The organism is Streptomyces kronopolitis (assembly GCF_050953795.1).
Lineage (GTDB): Bacteria > Actinomycetota > Actinomycetes > Streptomycetales > Streptomycetaceae > Streptomyces > Streptomyces kronopolitis_A.
Genome location: NZ_CP191850.1, coordinates 1,213,425 through 1,232,369 on the forward strand (window position 1 = coordinate 1,213,425; position 18,945 = coordinate 1,232,369).

17 protein-coding genes are annotated in these 18,945 nt (G+C 66.4%); 1 reads left to right on the top strand and 16 read right to left on the bottom strand.

What is annotated here, in order from left to right; translation table 11 throughout:
• Positions 1 to 324: 324 nt before the first annotated feature.
• Positions 325 to 1,521: an IS110 family transposase gene (locus ACQP17_RS05050; protein ID WP_433855146.1), complete on the top strand. Its 1,197-nt coding sequence runs from the start codon at positions 325 to 327 to the stop codon at positions 1,519 to 1,521.
• A 135-nt stretch (positions 1,522 to 1,656) separates the two neighbouring features.
• Here ACQP17_RS05050 and ACQP17_RS05055 read toward each other — a convergent pair whose 3' ends face one another.
• From ACQP17_RS05055 to ACQP17_RS05130, 16 genes are all read right to left on the bottom strand, one after another.
• Complete coding sequence (locus tag ACQP17_RS05055) at positions 1,657 to 2,259, bottom strand: DUF262 domain-containing protein (protein WP_433855147.1); 603 nt, start codon at positions 2,257 to 2,259, stop codon at positions 1,657 to 1,659.
• Positions 2,260 to 2,556: 297 nt separating this feature from the next.
• Positions 2,557 to 2,772: a hypothetical protein gene (locus ACQP17_RS05060; protein ID WP_433855148.1), complete on the bottom strand. Its 216-nt coding sequence runs from the start codon at positions 2,770 to 2,772 to the stop codon at positions 2,557 to 2,559.
• An 82-nt stretch (positions 2,773 to 2,854) separates the two neighbouring features.
• A complete protein-coding gene (locus ACQP17_RS05065; RefSeq protein ID WP_433855149.1) occupies positions 2,855 to 3,046 on the bottom strand; it encodes a hypothetical protein in 192 nt (63 codons plus the stop codon).
• A gap of 36 nt (positions 3,047 to 3,082) precedes the next feature.
• Positions 3,083 to 3,256, bottom strand: coding sequence for a WYL domain-containing protein (locus tag ACQP17_RS05070; protein WP_433859836.1), 174 nt, complete (start codon positions 3,254 to 3,256; stop codon positions 3,083 to 3,085).
• On the bottom strand, positions 3,196 to 3,390 hold the full coding sequence (locus ACQP17_RS05075; RefSeq protein WP_433860084.1) for a hypothetical protein: 195 nt from the start codon (positions 3,388 to 3,390) through the stop codon (positions 3,196 to 3,198). The genes ACQP17_RS05070 and ACQP17_RS05075 overlap by 61 nt, the downstream gene beginning before the upstream one ends.
• Before the next feature lie 84 nt (positions 3,391 to 3,474).
• On the bottom strand, positions 3,475 to 3,693 hold the full coding sequence (locus ACQP17_RS05080; RefSeq protein WP_433860085.1) for a hypothetical protein: 219 nt from the start codon (positions 3,691 to 3,693) through the stop codon (positions 3,475 to 3,477).
• Positions 3,694 to 4,220: 527 nt separating this feature from the next.
• Positions 4,221 to 4,709, bottom strand: a complete 489-nt coding sequence (locus ACQP17_RS05085) for a hypothetical protein (protein ID WP_433855150.1) — start codon at positions 4,707 to 4,709, stop codon at positions 4,221 to 4,223.
• A gap of 585 nt (positions 4,710 to 5,294) precedes the next feature.
• A complete protein-coding gene (locus tag ACQP17_RS05090; protein WP_433855151.1) occupies positions 5,295 to 5,756 on the bottom strand; it encodes a hypothetical protein in 462 nt (153 codons plus the stop codon).
• A gap of 541 nt (positions 5,757 to 6,297) precedes the next feature.
• Entirely contained in the window at positions 6,298 to 8,115 is a 1,818-nt protein-coding gene (locus tag ACQP17_RS05095; RefSeq protein WP_433855152.1) for an SNF2-related protein, read from the bottom strand.
• Positions 8,116 to 9,057: 942 nt separating this feature from the next.
• Entirely contained in the window at positions 9,058 to 9,936 is an 879-nt protein-coding gene (locus tag ACQP17_RS05100; protein WP_433855153.1) for a hypothetical protein, read from the bottom strand.
• A gap of 355 nt (positions 9,937 to 10,291) precedes the next feature.
• Entirely contained in the window at positions 10,292 to 11,188 is an 897-nt protein-coding gene (locus ACQP17_RS05105) for a LysM peptidoglycan-binding domain-containing protein (RefSeq protein WP_433855154.1), read from the bottom strand.
• A gap of 219 nt (positions 11,189 to 11,407) precedes the next feature.
• Positions 11,408 to 11,722, bottom strand: coding sequence for a VRR-NUC domain-containing protein (locus ACQP17_RS05110; RefSeq protein ID WP_433855155.1), 315 nt, complete (start codon positions 11,720 to 11,722; stop codon positions 11,408 to 11,410).
• Positions 11,722 to 12,141: a hypothetical protein gene (locus ACQP17_RS05115; RefSeq protein ID WP_433855156.1), complete on the bottom strand. Its 420-nt coding sequence runs from the start codon at positions 12,139 to 12,141 to the stop codon at positions 11,722 to 11,724. Before ACQP17_RS05115 ends, ACQP17_RS05110 begins: the two co-directional genes overlap by 1 nt.
• A gap of 259 nt (positions 12,142 to 12,400) precedes the next feature.
• Positions 12,401 to 15,574, bottom strand: coding sequence for a hypothetical protein (locus tag ACQP17_RS05120; protein WP_433855157.1), 3,174 nt, complete (start codon positions 15,572 to 15,574; stop codon positions 12,401 to 12,403).
• Between the two features lie 66 nt (positions 15,575 to 15,640).
• Positions 15,641 to 15,874: a hypothetical protein gene (locus tag ACQP17_RS05125; RefSeq protein ID WP_433855158.1), complete on the bottom strand. Its 234-nt coding sequence runs from the start codon at positions 15,872 to 15,874 to the stop codon at positions 15,641 to 15,643.
• A 7-nt stretch (positions 15,875 to 15,881) separates the two neighbouring features.
• A complete protein-coding gene (locus ACQP17_RS05130) occupies positions 15,882 to 17,702 on the bottom strand; it encodes a DNA primase family protein (protein WP_433855159.1) in 1,821 nt (606 codons plus the stop codon).
• Positions 17,703 to 18,945: the final 1,243 nt, after the last annotated feature.

Below are 18,945 nucleotides of genomic sequence, written 5' to 3' on the forward strand. Positions count from 1 at the left end.
CGGCAGAGGCGGTGCGGGCAGGAGTGGGTCGGCTGAAAGTCGGACACTGGGTCTCCGTTTGTTGACGCGGGCTGTACGGGGCGGGGTTCAGGCGGCTCTACCTTCTTGGTCGGGTTGATCGAGCCACTCGTAGGGTTGGGTCGCCCAGGGGTGCTGGGTGTGGCTATCAGGCGGCTGCCATCTCGTGGCTTGCGAGGCTTCGCCGCCCGGCACTCCACGACGACTCGGCCGCCGATTAGGAAGTGCGAACAAGTCGCTGCGTAGAGCAATGCCGGCGAGGTCGTCCGTGGCACGAACAGTACGAACACGTACGTCAGGAGCACGATGAGCCGGATATGGGCGGGGATCGACAGCGGCAAGGGCCACCACCACGGACTTGCCTTGGACACCGACGGCAAAACATTGCTGTCGCGGCGGGTGGCCAACGACGAGCCCGAGCTGCTGAAGCTGATCGGTGACGTCCTCGATCTGGCCGACGGCCGCCAGGTCACCTGGGCCATTGACATGACCGGCGGCGAACCCGCACTGCTGCTGGCTCTGCTGATCAACCACGGCCAGGAGATCCTGTACATGCCCGGCCGGCTGGTCAACCGGGCCTCCGACGGCTACCGCGGCGAGGGCAAGACCGACGCCCGCGACGCCTACGTCATCGCCGACCAGGCCAGAATGCGCCGCGATCTGCGGCCCATCCGCCCCGGCGACGAAGCCGCCATCGAGCTCAAACTGCTGACCGGACGCCGCGCCGACCTGGTCGAGGACCGCACCCGCGCAGTGAACCGCCTGCGCGGCACCCTGCTGAGTATGTTTCCGGCCCTGGAGCGGGCCCTGGACGTGACCAACACCGGCCCGCTCAAGCTCCTGACGGGGTACCAGAGTCCGGCCTCGATCCGCCGCGCCGGGATCACGCGGCTGACCAAGTGGCTGGCCAACCGCACCGTCCGAAACGCGCGAGCCCTGGCCGAAGCAGCCGTTGAGGCAGCAGAGCGACAGCACACCGCCGTCCCCGGGGAGAAGACCATTGCCAAGCTGGTCCATACCCTGGCCAAGGAGGTGATGGCCCTCAATCAGCAGATCTCCGAGACGGACAAGCTCATCGAGGGCCGGTTTCGCGAGCACGAACTCGCCGACATAGTCCAGAGCATCCCCGGAATCGGCGCCGTGCTCGGTGCGGAGTTCCTCGCCGCCGTTGGCGGCAGCCTCGACGGCTTCGACTCCCCGGATGCTCTGGCGGCCTTTGCCGGCGTTGCGCCCGCGCCTCGCGACTCGGGCAAGGTCAGCGGCAACCTCCACCGGCCAGTCGCCTACCACCGCAGGCTCCAGCGGGTGTTCTACACCTCCGCCCTCGTCAGCGTCCGCTGCGACCCGAACTCGCGGAAGTTCTACGACCGCAAACGCGCCGAGGGGAAGAAGCACGTCCAAGCTGTGCTGGCCCTCGCCCGCCGACGCGTCAACGTCCTGTGGGCCCTGATCCGTGACCGACGGTGCTATCAAGTCGCACCTCCAGTGACTGCGGCTGCTTGACAACAGCATTAGGAAGCTTCGTCGTCGTACCGGTCGTGTCGTCCGGATCGTGGCTGTAGCAGTCGTTCCAGTAGCGGGCATCGTCCCGGGCCAGCTCCCGTATCGACGGCTCCGGGAAGAGCGACACCGGGGCGGTCACCGGGCGTCACCATGGGCGATGCGGGCGGCGTTGGCCATGTCGGTGTCGGTCTGTGGGGTGCCGCCGCCGTTGACGAGCAGGTAGATGGCGGCCTCCTCCTGCACAGTGGCGACGTGAGCCACGGCGACAGTCAGCTGCGCGCGGTTGGCGAAGTGCCGCCGCCTCGGCAGTGTGAGCCCCGAGTGTCGGACGTAGGGGCCGTCGTCGGTGCCCTCGGTCGCCTCCACGTTCTCGGCCGCGAACCAGGAGGCTGGCACGGCGAGGGCGTCGTCGAGCCACTCGCAGGCGGTACTGATTCGCTGCTGCCCGTCGATGCAGGCGTACATGGGCTCGTCGCGTTCGACGGGGTCGTATCCGTTGGCCTGCTTCCACTCGATGGTGGAGCGGTCGTTGAGGATGACCACACCTGTAGGGGTGCCGGTGAGCCACGAACGGATCAGGGCGATCTTCTGGTCATGGGCCCAGACCTGGCCGCGCTGGTAGGGCGGGTTCAGGTTGAGGCCGAACGTCTGGCGGAAGCTGCGAGCCAGTTCCTTGATCTGCCGGTCGGAGGCATTGAGACTCAGGTGCTCCAACGGTTGAGCAGTCTGGCGTGTCACAGGGTGCTCCTTCGATTCGGTGCGGGAGGTAAGGGCCGCTCCGCTCTGGGGGTTTGAGGCAGCTGTGGAGTCAGGCGAGGGCTGAATGAACGTAGCCGTCCGTGCAACGGATGCCCCACAGGTCGCCGGGCTCCTCGCTCTGCCAGGACTGGGTGATGGTCATGTGGATTGTCTTCTGTCGGTTCCTTCAGGCGGCCTGCGCCAACTGTGCATGGCCAGGGTGGTGTGCGGTGCGTCAGCCTTCGTCCCGCCACCGGCGGCGGGTGTGGATCTCTACTCGTCGAACCGCGCAGCAGGTCAGGCAGCGAAATGCTCGACGGTTTGCGTCCAGCCGGCCATGCGGGCGGCCACAGACTGCGAGCTGGCAATGTGGCGCCGGCCGCCCCCGATCTCGGCGAACTGGAAACCGAGGGAACCGACCGCAGCGACGGTGCCGACCTTGACGAACTTGACGCTGCCGTCAGGACGACGTCGGGTGACTCGGACACGGTCACCGGGGGCGGGCTGGTACATGGCTGGCTCCTTCGGGACTGGTGCGGGAGAGCGGGAGGCGGGGCCGCCCCGTGCTGGGGCGGGAGGCGGTCGGCAGGGGTGGTCAGTACCAGTGGCCGGCGTCGTTGCGGCGACGGACGAGCGTCTCTCCGAAGGGCCTATCGGCCCCCTCGGGCATCGGGTAGCGGACCACGGCCCCGTACCGCTTGGTCTCGATCACCTCGCCGGGGCCGACACTGGTGACGTGCTGGATGGTGATCTTGTCACCGGACTGAAGACCGAGAAAATCGGGCACAGCGACGCCAGCGATGTTGACGGACCACCAGGGGGTCTAGCCGACCTCCGTGAGGCGGCAGTTGACGATCCGGTCGATGCGGAAGGCGCGGTCCTCGCCGCGCAGCCTGTCGTGGCCGCGGACCGTGATGGCGCCGGAAGTGGTGGCCGTCAGCTCGGCCGGCTCGATGACCCGGGTGGACTCGGCGCCGTCCGTCTTGCGGTAGCCGATTCCACTGCGGCATCCACGTCGATGGCTCGGTACAGGTCGACCAGCAGGCGGAAGACGTGGGAGGCGATGCTGCGGGCGGCGTGCTGGCCGAAGCCGAGAGCGGCGGCGATCGTGCGGCGGAGCGTGGTACGCATCAGGGTCCCCCCTCGAGTGGTGCGGGCTGAGTGCCTCGTGGGGCGCACGGTCAGGCCGTGCGCCCGGGCGGCGATCAGGCCGGGTCAGGCGAGCTTGGCCCGGAGGGCGCGAAGGTCGCCCATCGTGAGGCCGGTGCGGACGCCGGGGCCGTAGATGCTGTTCGTGGCCTCCAGGACGATCCGGCCGTCGGGGGCGTCGGCGAAGACGGCGAGGACGTGATCCAGCGCCTCGGTCGGGTTGGCGGGGGCGTCTCCGTACTGCTCCATCGCCTCGCGGCGGATGCGGTCCATTGCTCGGCTCATCTCGATCTCCTCTGCGGTTGGTGCGCCCCTCGCCGGGGCCGCTGTGCATAGCTCGCGCATCTTGGTGTCTGGTTAGCGGCCGGCGCGTGTCTCGACCGGCGCACCGATGGCTCTCATCGGTGTCTTGCTCGGTGCGTCGGTCATCGACGTCGTCCTCGCGACCCTCCGATGGCGGCAAAACGTCTCGCCGAGGACATCGCCGGGACTCGGGGATACCTCTGACGAGACGTCGACATACAAGCAGGGGACGGGCTGGGTGCGCGAACACCCGGCCCGTGCCGGCATCACCCCGCGCCCGGGTCGGCTATGCCGACCCAGCCCCCGAGGCCGGCGCCCGAAGGAGCGGTCGTATCGGTAGTGCCGGGCGGCAAGCCCGTCTCGGGGTCGATCAGGAGGCTCGGGGCGACAACGGGTCCGCCCCCTGAAGGCACGCCGGAACTCGGGAGAGTCCTCTTCTTCGGCGTGGACCAGGGCGTCGAGGTACTCCTCCAGCTCCCGCAGGGACATTCTTGCGGGGGTTCGTCGAGTCAGCTATCGGAGCTCCCCTCGGCGGCGCGGCTCTTGCGGGCCGAGCGCCGGCGGATGCCGGCGGTGATAAGGCCGTGCTCTCGACGTGCCTGGCTCGCCTTGTCACGGTGATGTGCACCCTGTCGGTTGTGGTCTGCGATCGCCTTCTCAAGTCGAGTGAGCTCGTGGCGGAGACTGTGCTCTCTGTCGCCCCAGTAGATCTCGCGCACGGCGGACGTCAGTTCCGATTGGTGCATCATCAGCCACTCAACGGGGATCCTAGTCTGGATCTTGCGCATCATGCCGAGCTCAAGCAAGATTTCGCTCTCGCCGTTCATGGGCGGCCGCGCGAACGCAACGCTTGGTGAGCCGAGGAACGGCTTGAGCCTCTGGGGCACGGTCCTGGCCGGGAACTTCGCGAGCACGCGTGAAATCAGGCCCACCATCTTGTCGAGTTCGGCGAACAGCTCGATCGTGGCGTCGACGATCTCTGCGGTCTTGCGTTTCATCACTTCTCGTCCTTGAAGATCGGATCCTGCTCGGGGAACCGGGACAGGGCCGTCCCGCCCCGATTGGCCTCCCCCTCATGACGTAGAGGAAGGTGCTGCCCTTGACGCAGAGGATGGAGGCGCTCTGTTCCTTCGTATCCATGGCCAGACCCGTCGTCAGGGCGCCGTCGTGAGAGGCCGTCAGGGGTCTGGTTGGAGGCCGATGCTTGTCCCGGCTGTCGCATTGACGGGGCTTATTGGTGTCTTGCTCGGGGCTTCGGCGATCAGCGTCGTTGTCGCGTCCGGCCGGTGGCAGCAAAACGTCTCCTCAAGGACACCATCGGAACCCGGGGACGCCCATGACGAGACGCCGACGTATCAACGGGGAACAGGCCGATGCACGAACACCCAGCCTGTTCCGGTGTCGATCCCGCACTCGGGTCGGCTATGCCGACCCAGACCCCCGAATCCAGATCTGTAGGTAGGGCCTGGCCGAATGCCCGCTCCTGGGCCCGGCGCACTGCAGTGGCGGTGGCGTCAGCGTCGATGGGCAGCCGGTGGCGGATGATCAGCGCGACGTGATGTCGAGCATCACACGGGTCTGCATCATCGGCCTTTCTCGTCGGCGTTGACGGTGCCGGCGGAGCACACCCCGTCCTGCTCGGACGCGACGACGGTGACGCCTTCGTCGAGCACTGCGCGGATTTCGGTGATGCGTTGCTCGTCGGTGTCGGTCTTCGGAGTGTCGGAAGAGAGAGATACGTGTGGCTGCGCCACAGCGCGACGCTTGGTCGACTGCTGCCGCTTCGGCGCGACGCGGAAGTCCATCGAGATGACAGCAGCGCGCCAGGTCCCCCCGCTGCCGTCAGGCGCATCCGGAATCAGATCGCAGAGGTAGTGACCGGCATCGATGCCGAGGGATTCGTCGAGCTTCCAACCAATGATGTAGCTGGTGGCCCTGCCGTTGATCCCACGCACGACGTAGACGTGCTCGCCGGTTTCTTCGTCGGAGCACCGCTGGAGCATGAGTTTGCGGGCGTTCCGGTCTACCAGGATGACGAGCTTCATCGTCGGCAGGTTCGCCGTGTAACGGGCGCTGGCCTCGCCGGGTGTGGGGCGCAGTCAGTCCCGGGTGCTCGCAGACAAGGAGATCTGTGAGCGCCCGTTCTCGAAATGGGTCACGGTGAGCTTCGCAGGGCCCTGCTTGCGCTGAGGTTGTCCCGGGTCGGGGTGATAGATCTCGAAGGGCAGGTTGCGGTCCTTTCCGAGGCCAGTCAGTGGATGCGCTGGGACGCCCTAGCGAGGTCTGTGTCTTGTAGGCGTCCGGCCCGTTCTGATGCCTTCGCAACACCCGGGTCGGCAGGGCCGACCCCGATCCCCGAGGCCAGCGCCCAGAGGGGCGCGACGCCGAGGAGGGGCACAACTCCTGTCACCCAGGCAGCTACCGGCTGGCGCACGGATCGCCATGCGGTCTCGCGGTGCCGCCGGACGGCGGTTACGCAACACCGCCTCCACCGTCATCCAGACTGCCCCGGATCCGCGCCTGTCCTGGCCCACCGTGATGGACGTCTTCCGCACTGTCGCACACGAGGTCACCGAAGGGGTGCGGTCAGAGCCGCTCGGAAGCCCAGAGGTCGTTGAGGTCCTCGCGGATCTCTTCCTCCAAGGCGGCGAGAAGCGCCTGCTCGGCGTTGAAGTCCCCGGAGACGGCCTCGATGAGGTCGTCCTGGACCTGCTGCTTGCCAGCGAGCACCGAGGGCATCCGCTCGTCCTGCGTGTCCTTGGCAATGAGCCGATGGATGGTCACCGGCTTCGTCTGGCCCGTGCGGTAGAGCCGGCCGTTCGTCTGCAGATAGTGCTCGAGCGAGAACGGCAGCGTGTACCAGATCATCGTCGAGCCGCCATCCTGCAGGTTCAGGCCGTGCCCCGCGGCGGCAGGGTGGAGCAGCATCACCGGGATCTGCTTGGCATTCCACCGGCGGACCATGTCGCGCGAGCCGTCGAAGGCCTGCGCGTCGATGCCGGCCTTCCGGAGCCGCGTGAGCAGCTGCTCCTTGTCGGACTTGAAGTGGTAGGCGATGAGCAGGGGCTCGCCGCCGTTGTTCCGCACCAGGTACTCGGTCATCTCGATCTTCTTGTCGTGGATGACCTGGTACCGACCCTTCGTGGCCGGGTCGTCGGGATCCGCGGTGTAGAGCGTGCCCGAGGCGAACTGCATGAGCTTGCTCGTGAGCACCGCCTGGTTCGCGGCGATGATCGACTCGACGCTCTGCGTCAGCTTTCCGTCGTCGGTATAGGTCCGCACGATGTCCAGGACCAGGTCGCGCTTGAACTCCTTGTAGGCCTGGAGCAGGTCCGGCGGGAGCGTGACGTTGACGTCCTGGATGGTGAGCTCCGGGAGCTGCAGGCTCGTGTTCTGTGCGCTCATCACCAGGTGCGAGATGGCCTGGTGGATCTCCTCCTCTGCGTTCGCCGTGGGGATCCACTTCGCCGGAATCGTCGTGCCCGGGACCATCTTTGGCACGAACCAGCGGTCGCGGAACGCGGTGATGTTCTGTCCCAGTGCCCGGCCCTCGTCAAGCAGGTAGACCTGGCTCCACAGATCATGGAGACCGTCGGGGCTCGGTGTTCCCGTCAGCTCCATGAGTCGGTTCATGGCCGGCCGCACCGTGGCCAGGGCCAGGAAGCGCTGTGAGTCGTGCGACTTGAAACCCTGGGACTCATCGATGATCACCGTCTGGAAGGGCCAGATGGTGGTGCTCTGGCCGTTGATGTTCTGGACCGGCAGCTGGTCGACCAGCCCGAAGCGGCACCGGGCGCAGCCTGCGCCGGAACAGGTTCGGCAGTCATAGGCTTCCCACGTCACCAGGGCCGATTTGAGCAACTCCTGAATCCAAGCGCGGACCTTGGCCTTGGCGGGGACCCTGTTGTTGGCGTTGCCAGCGACCAGAGCACGGTACTCGTCGATCAGCTCGTCTCGGCCCAGTGGCCCCCGTGCCTGGAGCAGACCCAGGATCGCTGTCACCTCCGCTGAGACGGTCGGGGCAGGCACTGCGCCCGGCACCGGCGTGATCAACCTTGTCCCCTGGGACGGCTGAGTCAGCAGCTCCTGGTTGATGAAGTACATCGTCGGCGGATCGGTGGCGACCTCCTGGAAGCGCCTCAGGCGCCTGGCCTTGGAGAGCTTCCTGTCGTTCTCATCGACGATGAGCGACTTTGTGCGGATGGGAAAGCCCCACTTCTCGATCTCATCGATCCAGGTGGAGCGGGCGATTGCCACGGGCGCCACGACGAGGATGTGCCCCATCGGTCGAACCGACTGCAGGACGCTGAGAGTCGCGAGCGTTTTGCCAGCCCCGACGCCGAGCCATGCGCCGGCGAAGGGATGGCCAACGAGGAAGTCGTGGATCTGCTGCTGATGCGGCATCAGTGAGATCGGGGATGCCACGGTAGACGTATTCATGCTGCTTGTCCTGACTGTTCTTCCAATGGTGGTTGGCTTGTTCGCGTCGTGGAGCAGCTTCGACGGCGGCTCGGGAGGCAGCGCCCGCCCTGGATGCTCACGACCTCGGGCCGCACCTCGGCGGTGGCCGATGGCAGACCATCAACAACCCGACTGGAGTCCAGCGCGAAAGCGCTGGCTACGAAGGTAGGTGGCAGCCGGGCTTCAGCCACAGCTGCTGATCACACGAGACGCCCGGTACTGGGCATCTGAGAACGGACATCTCGTGGTCATGAAGAACTATTCGACGGCGTTCAAGGCGGACGCGGTTGCGCTGTACGGGTCGCGGCCCAAAGCGACGATCAGGTCGGCCGCCGCCAATCCCGGGATCAGCCCGGAGACGCTGCAGAGCCGGGTGAGGGCTGTCGGAGACAGCCGTCCCTGGGGACGCCGGACACACGAGCCGGCCCGGCCCGGCCCGGCCGTCGGCCCGCTGAAGGCGGCGAACGCGGCTCTGCGGAAGAAGGCCCGCGAGCGGGAGGAGAAACGCGAGATCCTGCGGAAGGCGGCGAAGTATCTCGCCGGGGAACCGCTGCCAGGGCGCCGCCGACCTCAGAGCCGCCGCGGCGTGATGCGGCCGTGCAGCATCCTCGGAGTCAGCCGGTCGAGCTTCCGCTACTGGCGCCGGACGGCCTCGGACCGGGCCGCCCGTCAGCCCGGATACGGGCGGTGCACCAGGACTCGGCCGGCACTCATGGAGCTCTGAGGATCACCGCCGAGCCCTGCGAGACGAGCGGCGAGGCGGTCAACCGCAATTGGGTTGCCGGATTATGCGGGCGTTCGGGATCGACGGGCTCCGCCTGTGGCGCCGGCGTCGCGTCACCGTTCCCGATCCGGCCGGGAGAGCAGGGGAATACGGCGTGCTGCTCACCCATCGTACGTGAGATAGGCGTACCAAATTTGGCGGTCGCCCTCTGCTGAACCAGGCCTCGCGGCAAAGCCCGGGCTCCCCGCCAGGGTGAGGTTGCGTGCTACCACGCAGAGTTCTGACAGCACCATGGTGTGGTGAATGTCGCGTAGCGCCGCCGCGAGGACATCCTCACCGTCACGGGGAGCCGTCCATTGGTTGCTCGTGGTGACCGCGCTCGCCGGCGGGGTGACCTGGATGGCTGTGGCTCCCATGCGCAGGGCATGGCCGGGCATGATCGCCACGTCTTCCCCGTGCACGGGGACGTGCGCCGGAATCAGCGGGGCATCCGGGACCTGACCGGCCTCGACGTGGGCCGGACCGGTATAGGTGAGCCATAGAACGACCGCCCCGTTCCCGTCAGGCCCGCGATCTTCCTCGTGCGGCAGGTACTGGTCGCGCCGGTGCGGGGGGTACACCTGGACCGAGCGATAGGTGTACCACTCGTCAACTTCGTGGATGGCTAGCGTGGCGAGGGCGTAGTGAGCCATGGCCAGGGCGAGGGACAAGATCTCATCGTCGCTGGCTCCTCTGGCGCAGGCGGCGATGAGCTGGTCGTCTTCCCAGTAGGCAAAACCGCGGAACAAGTGCGGCGGGCCCTGGGGGTCGTCCACATCCGGCATCAGGAAGCTGACCCGGGGGGTGAAGGCGGATGCGTGACTGCTGGCCTCGGTCCAGGTCAGGGTGACGCCGCGGTGCTCGTAGCAGATCGCGTTGAGGAGCCGTGCGAGGCGCTGGCCATGGACGGCGACGGCGTCCTCACGGCAGGACCTGCACATCGACTCCTCGCAGGTGAGACCGGATTGGCCGCACAGGCAGCGTTCCATTTCCCGGATCATGGGCGGGAGGTAGGGGACGAGTGTCGGCAGTGTCGGGCCCGCGAGCGGTGTGGCGCCATGTGGGACTGTTCTGAGCGGGGGCATCGGCTTCTTCCTTCTGCTGGTTCAACGCCAGCGTGCGGGCTGTACGACGGTAGCCTGCCGTGAACTCGCACGGTGCGAACGCATGACCGATAGGTTCGCTTGAGTGCGCGGTGAGTTTCCCGCCTCGGTGGATACTGGGCCGGGGCAGTGGTGTCAGCTTCCAGGCGCTGAAAAGCTTCCCGCAGGGTGGCGAGTTTGGCGGCGCGCGCAAGACTGTCAGCGACGTACTGGGAGAGGCGGGTCAGGCCGCCCCTGGGGGGCGCGACGGCGTCTACTGACCCTCCCTGGCGACATCGTTGCCCTCGATCTGCTGGGCGGCCTTGATGGCATTGGCGATCCACCAGCGGTTCTGGCTGGCCTGCATGGTCTGATCGGTGGGGATGCCGTGCTGGTCGGCGATGCCCCACAGGGTCTGGTCGCCGCCACAGTCGATGTCGTTGTGGACGTGATCGGGGTCGGCGTTCTCGCAATTCCAGCCGACAAGGACGGCCCAGAGGAAGGCGTCGAGCTCTTCGGCAGCCCAGTCGCGGGAGTCAACGGTGATACGGGTGCGGAGGTTCTCGAGGGCAGCTTTCGCTCCGAGGAGGGCGGGCACCGCGAGGCTGTAACCCACGGAGTAGGCGCGGGTCAGGCAGCGGAGCTCGGGCACGTCGGCTTCGGCGTCCCAGAGCCGGTCGTACAGCTCTGCGAGGGACTCCTCGGTGTGCTCGGCCAGGGGGAGTCGGTGTTCGGGGTCGGTAACGGGCGGGGCGGCCGGGAGCGCACCGGTTTCGGTGAGGATGTGCTGCTCCCATAGGGCGGCGAGGAGACGGTGCCAGCGCTGCGGGACGGGGGACCAGCCGCACGGGCAGGCCACGGACCAACGGCCGGAGGGCAGCTTGAGGCGGCGTGGCCAGTGGCTGGTGACGAGGTCCTTGTGGTCGGGGCAGATGTGGCCGCCCGCGGGGAAGATGCTGCCCGCGCCGAGCGTGCACCAGCCATCCCCCGACCACTCGGGGCGCATGGGCGGGCCGGCCATCGTCGCCATAGCGTCGAATTGGCGCAGACACCCGGGCACCAGGCAGGTGCGCAACACTGGGGTGTTCGTAAGGGAGTCGATGTGGACGTATAGGGCTTCGAGCTGGTCTTCCGTCAGGTCGGCGAGGGAAATGCGCTCTTCACGGATCACGGCCAGATCTCCTTCGTAGCGATGTACAGGTAGCCGGTGCTGGTCGGGCGGAACCGGTCGATGCGGATGCGGATGCGGCGGCCAGGGCGTAATCCCGGCCGATGACCAGCTCGACGGTGGCGTGCGTCTCGTCGATCTCGAAGATCCGCAGACTGGCGCAAGCGGACTACCAAACTGGCCGCGTATTACGGCGGTTGGCCCCGGCCGACCACCTCTGGATCATGGTGCTGTTATCCGCTGATCGGATGGGGACTGGAGGAGGTGCGCGATGAAGAGGTCGACGCTCGGCTTGTCGTCGACGACGTGAACCTCGGCCCCGTGGTGGCGCAGCTTGGCGTGCGTGAGCCGTTGCAGTTTTCGCAGCTGGCCGCCAGGGCGTTTGACCTCGACGAACACGGTGCCGCGGGGGGCCACGACGATCCGGTCGGGCACTCCCCCGCGTGCCGGCGAGACGAACTTCAGGCACAAGAAGCCGTTCGCCCGGCACTGGGTCAGGAGGTATTCCTCGACGACGCCTTCGGGCGTGCGCGCCATCAGCGCTGCGTCTCTTCATCCGAGGGAGCCGCTGGCGCACCGTACCTCAGCTCACCGGGCGCGACGAGCCGGAAGCCGGTGGAATGCTTGTGCATCCGGGAGACGCTGAGGGTCGAGAGCCTCGTGCCGTAGTGTGCCCGGACTCGGGCCCTGCCGCTCTGCACAGACACGACGACGACACGGCGCTTCTTCTGCCGGGAGTCGAGGTCCTCCCAGATCTGGCCGGGAGCGACCAGGACGCCGTCACGGATCGTGTTCAGCTTCTGCTGGAGCTGGGCGTCTTCCGCCTGTGCCGCGGCGTCGACCGGTACAGCCTCGAACGCGAGCTCGTACTTCTTCAGGAACGTGCCGAGTTCGGTGATTGTTCGGCGCTGTGCGCGGTGATGGACCGAGCACCGGAACTGCTCCGGCGGATCCACGGAGATGACCCTGGTCAGGACCCTGTCGCTTTTGCGCCGCCAGCGCTGACCGGGCTGGACTGGTTCGGTCGCGGCACTCACAACTCGTCGCCCCTCTCAACGGTAAGGACGGGAGGTGTGGTCTGGAACATGACGTCTCTCGATTCTCTTGCCATGGCGAGCAAGACTCGCCTTCATCTCAGATTCGACTCGGGCGCCGAGCAGCGTCGTGTCGGCACGGCCCGGCACCCTGCGGTCCGATGGTGGTGCGGGGAGCTGATCAGGCGGCGTTCTTCCAGTTCTTGGTGAACGTCTCGTTGAGCATCTGGGTATAGATGTCGAGGTCGAGCGCCCCGATGAGTTGCTCGACCCGGGAGGCCGGCAGCGTACGAAGGTCGTCGTTGACGACGACCACCGACCAGCACGGGTCGATGCCGTTGATTCGGCGGATCACGACGTCCTGGTCATCGGGCAGCAGCCTGAGGCCGTCGGAGGTGCTGGCCTCGCTGCGGTTCTTCGCCCACCCGTGGTGGCGCAGGATCTCCAGCGCGATCGGGTCACGTCGCACCCCGGCGCTGCCGGACTCGCGCCGCTTGGCCTGGCTGACCGGGTTCACCTTCCATGCGCCGGCGTTGTGCAGGCTCACGGCACCATCGGTGCCGTCGTGGACGATGAAGACCCGGTTGACCATCTGCAGGGCCCGCGGGTTCACCAGCTGCGCATCGGCGTCCTCGTTGTCGTCACGGTCAGGCCCGGCGCTGACCGGGTCGGCGGCGAACGGGTAGGTGATTGATCCACGCGAGGCGGCGAGGACGTTCTGGAACAGCAGTAGCGTCCGCCCGGGATCGGCCGGGTCGATCACCTCCTCGATCATCTTCCGGCCCAGTACGGGATCGAATGGCTCGGCGAGAGCCTCCTCTCCCCTGCTGGCGACGGTCTGCAGGTAGCGGGCCAGGGCGAAGTCGATCACGGCCGGGTGAGCCAGCGACTTCGCCGGGGTAGGGCCCGCGTGGCAGGCCAGCGTCCCGCCGGAGGCCGTGATGATCGGGCTGTCGGCGACGCTCCGGTCCTCACTGGGCGACTCCAGCTCGAGCCGGTTGTTCGAGTCCTTGCTGATGAGGAACATCAGTTCCGGTTCGATGTCGATGCCGATGGCGGCCTGCTGCTCGGCGAGCACCCGGTTGTTTGTGGTCTCATCGAAGCCGTTCTCGCCGCCGACGACGGAGTAGAGGCCGTCGGTGTTCGTCGAGATGATCCGCGCGCCGGCCAGCGTCTGGGCCTGCCCGATCCGCCAGCTGAACAGCTGGCCGATGATCCGCATCGAGATGGTGCGGTTGTTCATCCTGATCGGGGTCCGGTGCGCGGCGTCAGCTGCTCCAGAGGCCGAGTTGAGGATCAGCTTCGTGCCGTTGCGCAAGGTCGTGAGCCGGGTCTTCTCCTTGGCGGAGATCCCCGGCTTCTTCATCTCGAAGCCCAGGCGTTCCTTCTCGAAGAAGATCGTCGTGTAGCGGTCCTCGCCCAGCTCGGGGTTGTAGAACGCCCTCATGTTGCGCAGCAGGTTCGGGTAGTAGCTCGCGAAGTCCTCGTGGACGACGAGGCCGGCCGAGGTCCGTGCGAACCTCGGGTGCAGCTTGGTGGACTTGTCGGCCTTCGCAGTGAACAGCGCGGGTGCCTTCCTCACCGGCTCATCGCGATAGACGGCCTTGCCCGCCGAGGTGACCGCCAGGACGACCTTGCCGTCGAGCACGGTCCCGTCAGCCAGGCGCACGTGCAGCGCCTCGGTGTCCGGGCGCTGAGTGGCCAGCAGCTGGACGGGATCCGGCACTTGGGCCTGCGCACGCACGAGCTGCTCGGCCTGGTCCGGGTCGTCCTTCTTCGGCCTGCGGTACTTCACCTTTTTCGGGTCCGAGCCCAGTAGCACGAGCCGCTTGTCGACGTCCGTGCCGTCGGGCAGCGCGAGCAAGTTGTGCTGGCGCTTGGCCTCGGCGACGAAGTCCTTCGCGTCCGGGTAGAAGAGCTTGGCGAGGCCGATCATGGCTGCCTGTTCTCGGTGCTCGAAGGAGTCGGCGTCGAAGACTGTCATGTCTGCCTCGGCTCCGTGGATGCCGCCTGTGCTGAACGTGGCGAAGCACGACGACGGAGAGGCGTCACGGTGGAAGTAGGGCACGTTGTTCGGCGTCTTCGGCAGCTCGCGCAAGGACTTGGCCGGGAGGTCGAACAGGTCGCGGTACTCCTCGGAGTCGTTGAAATTCTGCCCCTCGATCGAGCGGTAGTAGTTGACGACCTGCATGAACTGGCGGTGCGCCTTCGCCTGTGCCGGCGTCGCAGCTGGGTCCTTGGTAGGGTCGGGGGCCACGTTCTCCTCGAAGAAGCGCACGCACTCGTCGAGCACGTTGACCTGGGAAATGCCCTGCTCCTCGGCCACCTCCTTGGCCGGATAGAGGAACGACACGGCCTCGATGTCGTTCAGCGAGGTGTACGGCGCGAGGATGCGGCCGACGAACTTCGCCGAGGACGAGTCGATGGTCAGGCGGTCCCGGCGCACCGAGCCGTTCTTGGCGTAGACGGTCTCGGAGTACTGCGCCAGCAGGCCGGCCTTGAGGTCGAAGTTGCTGGCGTAGGCCGAGTGCTGGAAGAGCTGGGCCAGGCCCAGGCAGTCGGAGACGTTGTAGGCCAGCAGCTCGTAGAGATCCTCGATCGCGGCGATCGAGGTGTCGTGGCTGAGCTTTTCGGACTCCTTGATCTGGCGGCCGAGCATCCCGAGCAGGCGCTTGAGGCTCACCTTGGTCTGCAGCTCGTTGAGACGGGCGACGTCCAGGTGCCGGCCCGAGTGCATCATGGCGCGGCGGATCTTGGCGGCCGCGCCGTCCCAGCCGAGATAGCCGGGCATGTACTCGATGTGCTCGTTGAACAGCTTGTCGTTGTGCTCGCGCATCTCGCGCGCCGTGGTCGGCTGGACAAGACGACCGGAGTGCGGAGCCGGGAAGGTCTCCATCAGGTACAGCGCGAGCATGGTCATGTCGTAGTTCAACGAGTTGTACCCGGCCAGGAACGGGTGCTTCAGCGGGTCGTACTCGGGATCCGTGTCGCAGACCGGGCGCAGGCTCGCCGGGTAGGACGAGACCTTGCTGCGGTCGTTGACCTGGTCCGCGTTCGAGAGGCCCATCAGCTCGGCAAGGCGGAGGTTGCCCCGCTCGCCGCGCAGGTTCCACAGCTGGACGCTCACCGCGGGCAGGCCCGGGTTGGAGCGCACCACGGCTTCATAGAGCTCCTGCGGGTCCACGGCGTCGGAGAGCTGCTGGTCGTCGGCGAGGAAGAAGATCTCCAGGTCGTCGATGGCTCTGTCGGGCCGCGGGGTGTAGGCGCACAGAGTGAAGACGTCCGACAACGACTCGATGTCGTAGAAGGTGAAGCGCGCCTTCGAGGCCGTGACGGGTGTTCGCTGTGTGGTCATGATGGGGATCTCCTTTCGTCGGTCCGACCATCACGGCCGGTGTCTGGGGAGGAGGCGCGCGTGGCCTCAGAGGGAGTCGTGAGTAGAGCGCCGACGCGGGGCATCCATGCGCCGGGACGCCTCACTCATGAGCCGGGCCTTCTCCACGGGGTCTGCCGTGATCTGCGAGCGGACGATGAGGTTGGTGATCCGCTGCTCGCGCGCGACGTCGGACATCGCCGTGATCAGGCGGCCCTGGCCGCTGGCGAGTTCGAGTACGGCCTGGGTGAGTTCGCCGAGTGCACCGGCAGTTTTAGCCATGAGTGCATCAGTCCTGTTCGTCAGTGGTGTCGCCGGTCGGGGCGGATGCGCCCGTGTGCCGGAGCAGTCCGCGGTAGTTGGCCTGCAGCGTCGGCTGGGATTTCTTCTTCGGGTCGATGCCGGTGTAGCTCGGGTGCATCCACTTCTTCAGCTCGTACTCGGCGATGAGCACCTCGGGGTTGCTCATCATCTGACCGGGCCGGATCTTGCGGTTCTTGTCCGGGCAGTGCCACAGGGCATCCGGCCGGACGATCGCCACGAGGTCGGTGATGAACTGCTTGTTGCTCACCGGGGAGCCCGACGGCGAGACGTCGGCAAACCAGGCCTTGTACAGGTCGTAGAGGAACGTGAACGGTGCCAGGTCCCAGACCAGCCGCCCGCGGAACTCTTCCCAGAAGGCGCGCACGGGGTCGTTGGCTTCCTTGTACTCGGCCAGGACTTCCTTGGTGGCCACCGGCTCGGAGAGCTGGTAGTAGCCACCCGGAGACGACGCGCCGGCGCGGTTGATCGCGTACCAGAAGACGTACTCCAGGACCTCGCGGCGCTGGAGGTAGTCGTCCTTGATGTACTTCTTCTCGGCCCCGGTGAAGCTCTTGGTGAAGGGCACGAAGAGCTGCCGGCGGTAGAACGACTCGGACTTGTCCTTCACGCGCGGGAACTCGTTCAGGCACTGGACCATGAAGCCGAAGAACTGGTAGGCGATCGGCATCCGGTACTTGCGGTTGATCTGGATGACGTCGTTGGTCACGATCGCCTTCAGATTTGCCGCCTTGTCGATGAAGGTACCGACATCGTTCTCGTCGACGATGATCGCGTTGGCGCGCACCAGCGGTTCGAGCGCGAAGTCCTTGCCAAAGTCCGAGAGCGGAATCGAGGTGTGCGCGCCGCTGCCGACGAGGTTGCGCATGAGCGCGCAGAGCGTGCCCTTACCGTTGTTGCCCTGCTCGGAGTAGAACCAGGCGGTCTTGCCCCAGCGCACGTGCGGCCGGATGATCGCGCCGATGATCTCCCAGATCAGGTCGGCGAGGCCCTCGTCACCGGGCTGGTCGAAGAGCTCTTCGATCCAGGCGACGACTTCCCAATCTCCGTCCTCGGGGTGCGTGATGACCTGCTGCGGGGCGTCGTCCACGTAGTCGACGTCGTTCTTGGTCAGCAGCACGATGGCGGGGTCAAAGGGGTGGACCTGCTTGGGCTCGAAGTGGAAGCCCTTGTCGAAGATCGTGACGTCCAGCGGCTCGGCGCCGTAGAAGACGATGCCGTTGCGCGCGGCAATGAAGTCGCGCTTCGTGCTCTGGTGCCGGCGCGGGCTGTCCTCGCGCAAAACGGCCAGGACCTCGGCGAACTCCTTGAGGGTCAACTGGATGTTGTACATGCGCGCCGTGGTGCGGATGTCGTCCTCGCTGGTGGTGTACGTCCCGCGCGCGCGGCCCGTGGCCTGGTACATCGCCAGCAGGTCGTACTCGCGGTCGGTGTCTTTGGCGTTGGGCGCGATGCGGATGACGTGGTGCAGACGCAGGAGGATCTGCGCGACCTGCCAGTACGTCAGATATCTCGGCAGGGGGTACTTCTCGGCGGTCACGGCCGCCTTGAAGTTCTCGGCCTTGATGACCCCGCCCACGATCGCCAGCAGCTGCTTCTCCAGCACGCGCGGCGTCGGAGGATCGGTCGGGGCGACCTGGTCGAGGTAGGCGGTGGTGACGTAGGCGACGATCTCGTTCTGCGGAGCCATGTCGTCGCGGTTCGAGAAGTACCGCATGATGCTGGCCAGGACGTCGGCGACAGGGTTGGTGCGCGGACCGGCGTTGGAACCGGCGGCAGGTACGGACATGAGGGCATCAGGAGGCGTCATGTTGCTGCTTTCTCGATCGTGATCGAGTTCCTGCCGGCGATGAGTGGGAAGCCGATTGGACTCGTAATCGAATGGAACGTGATCTTGATCCTACGTCACCCTAGCGCCCTTTTGCAACGATTGAGACATCAGTCAACAAGAGAGTTGACTGAAGCCGTGAATGGCGGCCAATGGACGATCCGAAGGTCTGTCGACAGGGACTGGAGAGGGAGCGCGCGGCCACCACGGCCAGGCCACACGCGTTGCGAGCCTGCGTGGGACGTGAGACGTCAGTGACTTCGTCGGGCACGCGCCCCGCGGAGTCACTGACGTCTCACGCTCGACCACGCACCCGCGGGCGGCGTGAGCCGCCCGACCTGCGGTCGAGGTTCGGAGGAGTTCTTCTGACCGGCCGAGCCAGCTGCCACCAGGGTCTCGACTGGACGCTCTCCAGGAGGATCCCGAGAGGCGCCTGCCTGCATACCCTCTAGGGACATCCGAGCGTGTACCACGTGACGTGGTACACCCGTTTCCCCAGGTCAGAGCAAGAATGTCGGGACTTCAGGAGCAGGCTGTACCACGTGCCATTTTCTACGTGGTACAGGTATTTCCCCAGGTCAGGCAGGGTTTATATACCCCCCGTACCACTTGTACCAGGAAATAGAGACTAGATACACGCGCAGGGGGATAAGAGAGCAGACTGGCGCACTGGGACTGGAGCTGCCTGGATCGCCCCCCTATTACCGTCCCCTATGTAAACGGTCAAAAAAACGTGGTACTCGTGGTCCATCGACGGGAAACGCTCGTTGACCAGGAAAAACGTCGTACCACGTCGGCGCTCCCACGTGGTACACCCGATACGGGAAAGAGCCTCGCGGTACAGGTGTTTGCCCAGGTCAGACGCGGTTTTCAGAGGTGTACCACGTCTCGTGGTACACCTGGCAGCTCGCTGCCCCCCCCCCGCGACCAAGTCGAGGCGGACTTCCGCAGCGAGCCGCCGTGCGGCTCCCAGGCGGCTCGGCCGAGCCTCAGCGGGACCGGAAGCCACATGGAACGCCCTCGACGTCCCGCGGCTCACAGAAAGCTCCTGACACACCCTCGAGCGCGAGTCAGACCTCCGTCCAAGTCGCTCACCCACGAGGCTCCACTGGAAGCGAGAGGGTATTGGACTGACATTCGCTGCTCATTGCGAGCGATCCACAACAGCTGCTATCGTTGACGCCAGGTGATCGATGTTGCACTG